This window comes from Microbacterium sp. C23T (assembly GCF_053345975.1).
Window position 1 is genome coordinate 105,865 of the sequence record NZ_JBKFBD010000016.1, and the last position, 8,108, is coordinate 113,972.

Consider the following 8,108-nt stretch of genomic DNA (forward strand, 5'->3'; position numbering starts at 1 on the left):
CCACAGCTTCCCCACGTCTGAGTCAGGATCCATGAACGATTTCGCGTCCACACCCAAGCTCGTCCTCCTGCCCGCCGTCGATGTCGCGGACGGCAAGGCCGTCCGCCTGACGCAGGGCGAGGCCGGCACCGAGACCAGCTACGGCGACCCCGTCGACGCAGCCCTCGACTTCGCGCGGCAGGGTGCCGAGTGGATCCACCTCGTCGACCTCGACGCCGCGTTCGGTCGGGGCAGCAACGCCGGCGTGCTCCGCAAGGTCATCAAGCAGGTCCGCGGCGTGCAGGTCGAGCTCTCGGGCGGCATCCGCGACGACCGCACGCTCGAGGCGGCCCTCGAGAGCGGCGCGTCGCGTATCAACCTCGGCACCGCGGCGCTCGAGAACCCCGAGTGGGCCGCCGACGTCATCGGCCGCTACGGCGACGCGATCGCCGTGGGCCTGGACGTGCGCGGCACGACGCTCGCCGCGCGCGGCTGGACGCGCGAGGGCGGCGACCTGTGGACGGTGCTCGACCGCCTCGAAGCGGCCGGCTGCAGCCGCTACGTCGTCACCGACGTCACGAAGGACGGCACCCTCAAGGGCCCGAACCTCGATCTCCTGCGCGAGCTGACCACGCGCACCCCGAAGCCGATCGTCGCCTCGGGCGGCGTGTCGAGCCTCGACGACATCGCGGCACTGCGCGATCTCGTCCCGCTCGGCGTCGAGGGCGCGATCGTGGGCAAGGCGCTGTATGCCGGAGCCTTCACGCTCGCCGAGGCGCTGGATGTCGCCGGACACTGACCCCCACGGCCACCACGGCCACGCGCACGGCGGCGACTCCGCCGGCGTGCCGTGGGAGGGTCGCAGCTTCCAGGCGAACCCGCACTCCTCCGACGACGGCTCGGCCGATCCGGCGCTGCTCGCCGCGCTCACCGCGTTCCGCGCGGGAACGGGCGGTGAGCGTGAGGTCGTCGACGCCTACCGGGCGGCGCGCCTGCTGATCCCGCTCGTCGCCGAGAAGGGCGACCACGGCATCGGGGCGCACGGCCTCGAGGTCGACAAGACGCAGGAGCTCTCCATCGTCACGGTGGCCGCTCCCGACGGCCGTCGCGTGCTGCCCGTGTTCACGTCGGTCGATGCCATGAGGCGATGGGATGCCGCGGCCCGGCCGGTTCCGGCGGACGGCGTCCGCACCGCCCTGTCTGCTGCGGCCGACGACACCGACCTCATCGTGGTCGACCCGGCGTCCGAGACCGAGTTCGTCATCCGGCGTCCCGCCGTGTGGGCGATCGGCCAGGGCCTCCCGTGGGAGCCGAGCTTCCTGTCGCCCGAAGTGGTGGCGGGGCTCCACGAGAGCATCGGCGGTGAGCTGTCGGTCATCGACCTCGCGGTCGAGCCCGGCGACCCCGATGCGCGACTGCGCGGCCCCGAGCTGGTGGTCCGCCTGCACCTGATGGACGGGCTCGAGAAGGCCGAGCTCGACGCGCTGCTCGCACGCCTCGCCAAGCGGTGGGCAGCCGATGACCGCATCGCCGTCCTGGTCGACTCCCTGACGGTCAAGCTCGTCCGCGCCTGACGGACGAGCCCTTGCGGCCCCCGGCCGGCCGGTGGATGATCGGCTCCGCGGAGGTGGCGGATGGAGCACGGGGCGAGCAGTGACTACGGGCGGGCGCTGCACACGGCGCACCGCCACGCGATGGCGTGGCTCGATTCGCTCGACGAGCGCCCGATCCGCCCCGAGCTCGATGCCGATGCGGTCCGCGATCGCTTCGCGGCCGAACTGCCCGATGAGCCCAGCGACGCGACCTCCGTCGTGGCGGAGCTCGTGGCTGCCGCGGAACCGGGCCTCATGGCGATGGGCTCTTCACGCTTCTACGGCCTTGTGACCGGTGGCACCTATCCGGCGGCACTCGCGGCGGACTGGCTCGTGTCGGCCTGGGACCAGAACACGGGGCCACGTCAGGTCGCCGGGGCGACGGCCGCCGTGGAGGAGACCGCCGGACGCTGGCTCCTCGACGTCCTCGGGCTGCCGCCCGACAGCGGAGTCGGCTTCTCGACCGGCGCCACGGGCGCGAACCTGGCCTGTCTGATCGCCGCCCGCGACGCCCTCGTCCGCGAACGTGGGGGCGACCCCGCTGCCGGACTGCATGATCTGCCGCCCGTCCGCTTCTTCGCGGGCGACGCCGTGCACACCTCGGTCGTCCTGGCGGGACGCATGTCGGGGCTCGGTGCTCCCCGAACAGTGGGCGCGGACGCGCAGGGCCGGATCGACGTCGACGGACTGGCGCGGGCGCTGCACGAGCACGGCGACGACCCCGCCATCGTCGCCCTGCAGGCGGGCGACGTGCACTCCGGCGCGTTCGACGATTTCGTCGAGGCCGTGGAGGTGGCGCATCTAGCCGGCGCGTGGGTGCACATCGACGGTGCCTTCGGACTGTGGGCCGCCGCGAGCCTTCGATCACGGCACCTCGTCGAGGGGGTCGCGCACGCGGATTCGTGGGCGACGGACGCCCACAAGACGCTCAACGTCCCCTACGACTGCGGGGTCGCGATCGTCCGCGACGAGACGGCGATGACCGCGGCCCTCGGCGCGCACGCGGCCTATCTCCCCGAGGTGGCCGGCGTCGCCGACCCCTACGACCACGTCACCGAGATGTCGCGCCGGGCGCGCGGCGTTCCGGTCTGGGCCGCGCTGCGGTCGCTCGGCCGTCAGGGGGTCGCCCAGCTGGTGGACGGGCTGACGGATGCTGCAACCGCCCTCGCCGCCGGATTCCGTGCGATTCCCGGGCTCGAGGTGCTCAACGACGTCGTGTTCACGCAGGTCTGCCTCGCCGCGAGGGACGATGCGTCGACCGCGGCGCTGGGGGAGTGGCTGCGCGCCGAGGGGACGGCGTGGGCCTCATCCTCTACCTGGCACGGACGCACGGTGGTGCGGTTCTCGGTGAGCAACCACGGCACCGATGCGGAGGCGGTCCGCCGCACCGTCGACGCGGTCGCGCGCGGCGCGGCGGCCCTGGGGCTCGAGGACTGAGCCCCAGGAGCCGGGGAGTATCACCGGGTCAGGTGACCGGGCCGGTCCACTTCTCGCCGGGGCCCTTGCCGATCGGGTCGGGGATGACCGAGGCCTCGCGGAAGGCGAGCTGCACCGAGCGCAGGCCGTCGCGGAGCGAGCGGGCGTGCATGTCGCTGATCTCGGGCGCGCCGGCGGTGATGAGCCCTGCGAGGGCGTTGATGAGCTTGCGGGCCTCGTCGAGGTCGGTCTGCGTCTCGGGGTCGTCGGCCAGCCCCACCTTGACGGCGGCGGCGCTCATCAGGTGAACCGCGGCTGTCGTGATGACCTCGACGGCCGGCACATCGGCGATGTCGCGCGAGGCCGAGGCGGCCGCCCGCTCCTGCTCCTCCCAGCGCGCCTGGCGCTCAGCATCCACTGCGGTCGCGCTCGTCTGATCGCCGTCCTGGTCTCGAATCGTGTCCACGCCGTTCTCTCTGATAGACTGCTGCGGTCTCCGGTGCGTTCTGTACCGGATCGGAAAGTGGATCACATCCCACCCGCGCTTGCCGTTCCAGGCTACCGGGTCATGCACTCCGCCCCGACCGTTCTGCGGCCGGGGTAGCCGTCGGGGCGACCGGACGGGAACTCCATCACCGGAGAGGGTGCAGGAAGTCGGCGCTCGAAGCGTCTGACGGGTGGAGTGGATCTTCCTCCGCCCGCGATACGACTGCGTGTCGCGGTGGTCCAGCCCATATACCCAAGGAGTTCCGCATCAGCGATCCCCGCACCAACGACCGCATCCGGGTCCCCGAGGTCCGCCTCGTCGGTCCGAACGGAGAGCAGGTCGGCGTCGTCCGCATCGAGGTGGCGCTGCGCCTGGCCCAGGAGGCCGACCTCGATCTCGTCGAGGTGGCCCCCAACTCGAAGCCGCCCGTGGTCAAGATCATGGACTACGGCAAGTTCAAGTACGAGGCTGCGCAGAAGGCCAAGGAAGCGCGTCGCAATCAGGCGAACACCGTCCTCAAGGAGGTCCGGTTCCGTCTGAAGATCGAGGCCCACGACTACATCACCAAGCTCAAGCGCGCCGAGGGCTTCCTCCAGTCCGGCGACAAGGTCAAGGCGATGATCCTGTTCCGCGGTCGCGAGCAGTCGCGTCCCGAGCAGGGCGTGCGCCTGCTCCGCAAGTTCGCGGAGGACGTCGCCGAGTTCGGCACGGTCGAATCGAACCCCACGATCGACGGCCGCAACATGGTGATGGTGGTCGCACCGCACAAGAACAAGTCCGAGGTGAAGACCGAGCAGAACGCTCAGCGCGCCGCGAACAAGGAAGCTGCCCGCTCCGCCCGGAGCGGCGGCGCGACGACGGCCGACGCCGCCGAGGCGACCGAGGCCCCTGCGGCCGATGCGCCGGCCGCAGCCCCCGAGGCAGCCACGGCCGAGTAAGGCCCCACAGACTCCCGCACCGCGGGATACCGACTCCCGCCTGGGCGGGAAGTGAAACGAAGGAAGAAGAGATGCCGAAGCAGAAGACCCACTCGGGCGCCAAGAAGCGCTTCAAGGTCACCGGCAGCGGGAAGCTCATGAAGCAGCAGGCGAACCTTCGCCACAACTTCGAGGGCAAGCCCAGCCGCCGTACCCGCCGCCTGTCGCAGGAGCAGGTCCTCGCCCCGGGCGACGCCAAGGTCGCGAAGAAGCTCCTCGGCCGCTGACGCGCGCCGACGCAAGTTAGGAACATCAAGAAATGGCTAGAGTCAAGCGGGCCGTCAACGCCCACAAGAAGCGTCGCGTCATCCTCGAGCGTGCCTCGGGTTACCGTGGCCAGCGTTCGCGCCTGTACCGCAAGGCGAAGGAGCAGGTCACCCACTCGCTCGTCTACGCGTACCGCGACCGTCGCAAGCGCAAGGGCGACTTCCGCCGCCTGTGGATCCAGCGCATCAACGCCGCTGCCCGTCAGAACGGCATCACGTACAACCGCTTCATCCAGGGCCTCGGCCTCGCGGGTGTGCAGGTCGACCGTCGCATGCTCGCCGAGCTCGCGGTGAACGAGCCCAAGACGTTCGCGTCGCTCGTCCAGACCGCCAAGAAGGCGCTGCCCGAGAACGTCAACGCTCCCAAGAGCGCCTGAATCGGCATCCGTTGTCTCGAAAGGGGCGTCCTCCTCACGGAGGGCGCCCCTTTCGCATGTGCGGGCGGCGGCAGACGGTGAGAAACGCATTCCGGGATGGGGTCCCCACGCCCTCTCCAGACGCCGCTGGCGCGTCGCCCGGAGCCTCTGGGCGCGTGGGCCCAGCCGCGACTCTAGACTGAGAGCCGTGCTCGAGAACCCTCGCTCTCCGCGTGTCCGCGCCGTCGCGAAGCTGACGAAGCGCAGCGCCCGTCAGGAGACCGGCCTGTTCCTGCTGGAGGGTCCGCAGGCCGCCCGCGAGGCGCTGGCGTACCGGCCCGACACCCTCGTCGAGATCTTCGCCACGCCCACCGCGCTCGAGAAGCACACCGATGTGCGCGACGCCGCGAAGGACGCCGGACTCGAGGTCGTCTACACGACCGAGGCGGTGCTCGACGCGATGGCCGACACCGTGACCCCGCAGGGCATCGTCGCGGTCGCCCGTCAGTCGCCGACGTCCTTGCGCGACGTCTTCGCCGCCTCGCCGCGTCTCGTCGCGATCTGTGAAGAGGTGCGCGACCCCGGCAACCTCGGCACGATCATCCGCGCGGCCGACGCCGCCGGCGCGGACGCCGTCGTGCTCACCGGACGCACCGTCGACCCCTACAACCCCAAGGTCGTGCGCGCGACGACCGGGTCCCTGTTCCACGTGCCTGTCGCGGTAGGAGTCGATCTCGCGACCGCCGTGGCGAAGGCGCACGAGGCGGGCGTCCGCGTGATCGCCGCCGATGTCGGGGGAGGGGACTTCCTCGCGTCGCGCGACGTGCTCGCGGAGCCGACGGCGTGGCTCTTCGGCAACGAGGCCCGCGGCCTCGAGGAGGACGCGCTGGCGCTGGCAGACCTCTCGCTGCGGCTGCCGATCTACGGCGCGGCCGAATCGCTGAACCTGGCCACCGCGGCCAGCGTCTGCCTGTACGAGACCGCCTTCGCGCAGCGCGCGGCCCGCTGAGGCGCCCTGTTACAACACGGTTAAGACGCGGGCAAGGCTCTGGCATCGTGTCGGAGCGCGGTTCTAGGGTGTGGCTATGACGCCCGATGACAGTGCGCAGGCGCAACAGCCGGCCGCGCAGGCGAATCCGACGAGCAACATCTCGGTCCGCCGCGGTGATCCCCTCGTCCAGATCTCGAACGTTCAGAAGCACTACGGCGACTTCCAGGCCCTGAAAGACATCGACCTCACCGTCAACCGCGGTGAGGTCGTCGTCGTGATCGGTCCCTCCGGCTCTGGCAAGTCGACCCTGTGCCGCACGATCAACCGCCTCGAGACGATCACGAGCGGCACGATCACGATCGACGGCAAGGAGCTCCCGAAGGAGGGCAAGGCCCTCGCGGGGCTGCGTGCCGACGTCGGCATGGTGTTCCAGTCGTTCAACCTGTTCTCGCATCTGACGATCCTCGAGAACGTCACCCTCGGGCCGATCAAGGTCAAGAAGATGAAGAAGGCGGACGCCGAGGCCGTCGCCAAGCAGCTGCTCGACCGCGTCGGGGTCGGGCACCAGGCGTCCAAGCTCCCGGCCCAGCTCTCGGGCGGTCAGCAGCAGCGCGTCGCCATCGCACGCGCCCTGGCGATGCAGCCCAAGGTGATGCTGTTCGACGAGCCCACCAGCGCGCTCGACCCGGAGATGATCAACGAGGTGCTCGACGTCATGGTCGGCCTCGCCCAGGACGGCATGACGATGATCGTCGTCACGCACGAGATGGGCTTCGCCCGCAAGGCGGCCGACCGCGTCGTCTTCATGGCCGACGGGCAGATCGTCGAGGAGTCGACCCCCGAGCAGTTCTTCACGAACCCGCAGAGCTCGCGCGCGAAGGACTTCCTCTCGAAGCTGCTCACGCACTGAACCCCTCGCCGCAGCCGTCGGAAGGACGACACGAGCACACATCTCAGACTTCGAACCGCACGAACCCGACGTCGGAACATACGGAACCCGTGGAAACACATGCAACAGGAGGAACACATGCGCAAGACGAAGTTGATCGCGGGCGTCGGCCTGGCAGCCGCCGCCCTTCTCGCCCTCACCGCGTGCAACAGCGGCACGCCGGGGGCGGCCCCGTCGGAGTCGGCGGCGGGTGGTGACGAGGAGACCTCGTCGACGCCCTGGACCGTCGCCACCGACGTCACGATCGAGGGCAGCCCGACCTTCGACGCCATGACCGAGCGCGGGAGCGTCAAGGTCGGCGTCAAGGAGGACCAGCCCGGTCTCGGCTACCTCGACCCCACCACCGGTGAGCGGACCGGCTTCGACATCGACATCGCACGCTGGATCGCCGCCTCGCTCGGCTTCGACGAGGACCAGATCGAGTTCCAGGCGATCCCGTCGGCGAACCGCGAGCAGGCGATCGTGAACGGCGACATCGACTACTACGTCGGCACGTACTCGATCACCGACAAGCGCAAGGAGCAGATCTCGTTCGCCGGTCCGTACTTCGTGACCGGCCAGGGCCTTCTGGTCGCCGCCGACAACGACACCATCGACGGGCCTGAATCGCTCACGTCCGACATGGTGGTCTGCTCGGCGACGGGCTCCACCTCGATCCAGCGGATCAAGGACATGGGCACCGCGCAGACGAAGGAGTACGACACCTACTCCGCCTGTGTCGAAGACCTGAAGAACGGCCAGGTCGACGCGGTGACCACCGACGAGGCGATCCTCATCGGCTACGCCGCGCAGGACCCTGACAACCTCAAGGTCGTCGGCGACGTCTTCAGCGAGGAGCGCTACGGCGTGGGTCTCGCCAAGGGCGACACGGCGCTGCAGGAGTACATCAACACGATGTTCACCGACGGCGGCGACATCTGGCAGCAGATCTTCGACAACAACCTCGGCGCTTCGGGCGTCGAGGGCGAGCAGCCGGAGGTCGACCCGGCCAGCTGACCCGGTCCGTGGCGGCGCCCTCGCGGCGCCGCCACGGCAGGGCGGGTGCCGCGGGGGTGGACGAGGGAAGGGGGGGCGATGGGGGTCATCACAGACAAC

At 70.2% G+C, this 8,108-nt stretch carries 10 protein-coding genes; 9 read left to right on the top strand and 1 reads right to left on the bottom strand.

Going from position 1 to position 8,108, the window contains the following annotated elements; translation table 11 throughout:
• Positions 1-31 precede the first annotated feature (31 nt).
• From priA to ACLBXX_RS11020, 3 genes are read left to right on the top strand one after another with little or no spacing between them, the layout of a single operon-like run.
• A complete protein-coding gene (gene priA / locus ACLBXX_RS11010; RefSeq protein ID WP_045297251.1) occupies positions 32-778 on the top strand; it encodes a bifunctional 1-(5-phosphoribosyl)-5-((5-phosphoribosylamino)methylideneamino)imidazole-4-carboxamide isomerase/phosphoribosylanthranilate isomerase PriA in 747 nt (248 codons plus the stop codon).
• On the top strand, positions 762-1,553 hold the full coding sequence (locus tag ACLBXX_RS11015) for an SseB family protein (protein ID WP_447658053.1): 792 nt from the start codon (positions 762-764) through the stop codon (positions 1,551-1,553). The genes priA and ACLBXX_RS11015 overlap by 17 nt, the downstream gene beginning before the upstream one ends.
• A gap of 60 nt (positions 1,554-1,613) precedes the next feature.
• Entirely contained in the window at positions 1,614-3,008 is a 1,395-nt protein-coding gene (locus ACLBXX_RS11020) for a pyridoxal phosphate-dependent decarboxylase family protein (RefSeq protein ID WP_447658054.1), read from the top strand.
• Positions 3,009-3,036: 28 nt separating this feature from the next.
• Here ACLBXX_RS11020 and ACLBXX_RS11025 read toward each other — a convergent pair whose 3' ends face one another.
• A complete protein-coding gene (locus tag ACLBXX_RS11025; protein ID WP_375872779.1) occupies positions 3,037-3,453 on the bottom strand; it encodes a DUF1844 domain-containing protein in 417 nt (138 codons plus the stop codon).
• 269 nt (positions 3,454-3,722) lie between these two features.
• Here ACLBXX_RS11025 and infC point away from each other — a divergent pair, with 269 nt between their 5' ends.
• The 6 genes from infC to ACLBXX_RS11055 all read left to right on the top strand — a co-directional run bounded on the left by infC (position 3,723) and on the right by ACLBXX_RS11055 (position 8,009).
• Complete coding sequence (gene infC / locus ACLBXX_RS11030) at positions 3,723-4,412, top strand: translation initiation factor IF-3 (RefSeq protein ID WP_310290083.1); 690 nt, start codon at positions 3,723-3,725, stop codon at positions 4,410-4,412.
• Positions 4,413-4,483: 71 nt separating this feature from the next.
• Positions 4,484-4,678, top strand: coding sequence for a 50S ribosomal protein L35 (rpmI, locus tag ACLBXX_RS11035; RefSeq protein ID WP_045297246.1), 195 nt, complete (start codon positions 4,484-4,486; stop codon positions 4,676-4,678).
• 32 nt (positions 4,679-4,710) lie between these two features.
• Positions 4,711-5,094: a 50S ribosomal protein L20 gene (gene rplT / locus ACLBXX_RS11040; RefSeq protein WP_045297244.1), complete on the top strand. Its 384-nt coding sequence runs from the start codon at positions 4,711-4,713 to the stop codon at positions 5,092-5,094.
• Positions 5,095-5,281: 187 nt separating this feature from the next.
• On the top strand, positions 5,282-6,082 hold the full coding sequence (locus ACLBXX_RS11045; RefSeq protein ID WP_447658055.1) for a TrmH family RNA methyltransferase: 801 nt from the start codon (positions 5,282-5,284) through the stop codon (positions 6,080-6,082).
• A gap of 76 nt (positions 6,083-6,158) precedes the next feature.
• Positions 6,159-6,974: an amino acid ABC transporter ATP-binding protein gene (locus tag ACLBXX_RS11050; RefSeq protein WP_447658056.1), complete on the top strand. Its 816-nt coding sequence runs from the start codon at positions 6,159-6,161 to the stop codon at positions 6,972-6,974.
• Between the two features lie 117 nt (positions 6,975-7,091).
• Positions 7,092-8,009, top strand: a complete 918-nt coding sequence (locus ACLBXX_RS11055) for a glutamate ABC transporter substrate-binding protein (RefSeq protein WP_447658057.1) — start codon at positions 7,092-7,094, stop codon at positions 8,007-8,009.
• The last annotated feature ends 99 nt before the right edge of the window (positions 8,010-8,108 follow it).

What these genes read in the sequence shown, in the direction of transcription:
- priA (WP_045297251.1), top strand. Translation starts at nt 32, where the DNA reads ATGAACGATTTCGCGTCCACACCCAAGCTCGTCCTCCTGCCCGCCGTC.
- ACLBXX_RS11015 (WP_447658053.1), top strand. Translation starts at nt 762, where the DNA reads ATGTCGCCGGACACTGACCCCCACGGCCACCACGGCCACGCGCACGGC.
- ACLBXX_RS11020 (WP_447658054.1), top strand. Translation starts at nt 1,614, where the DNA reads ATGGAGCACGGGGCGAGCAGTGACTACGGGCGGGCGCTGCACACGGCG.
- rpmI (WP_045297246.1), top strand. Translation starts at nt 4,484, where the DNA reads ATGCCGAAGCAGAAGACCCACTCGGGCGCCAAGAAGCGCTTCAAGGTC.
- rplT (WP_045297244.1), top strand. Translation starts at nt 4,711, where the DNA reads ATGGCTAGAGTCAAGCGGGCCGTCAACGCCCACAAGAAGCGTCGCGTC.
- ACLBXX_RS11050 (WP_447658056.1), top strand. Translation starts at nt 6,159, where the DNA reads ATGACGCCCGATGACAGTGCGCAGGCGCAACAGCCGGCCGCGCAGGCG.
- ACLBXX_RS11055 (WP_447658057.1), top strand. Translation starts at nt 7,092, where the DNA reads ATGCGCAAGACGAAGTTGATCGCGGGCGTCGGCCTGGCAGCCGCCGCC.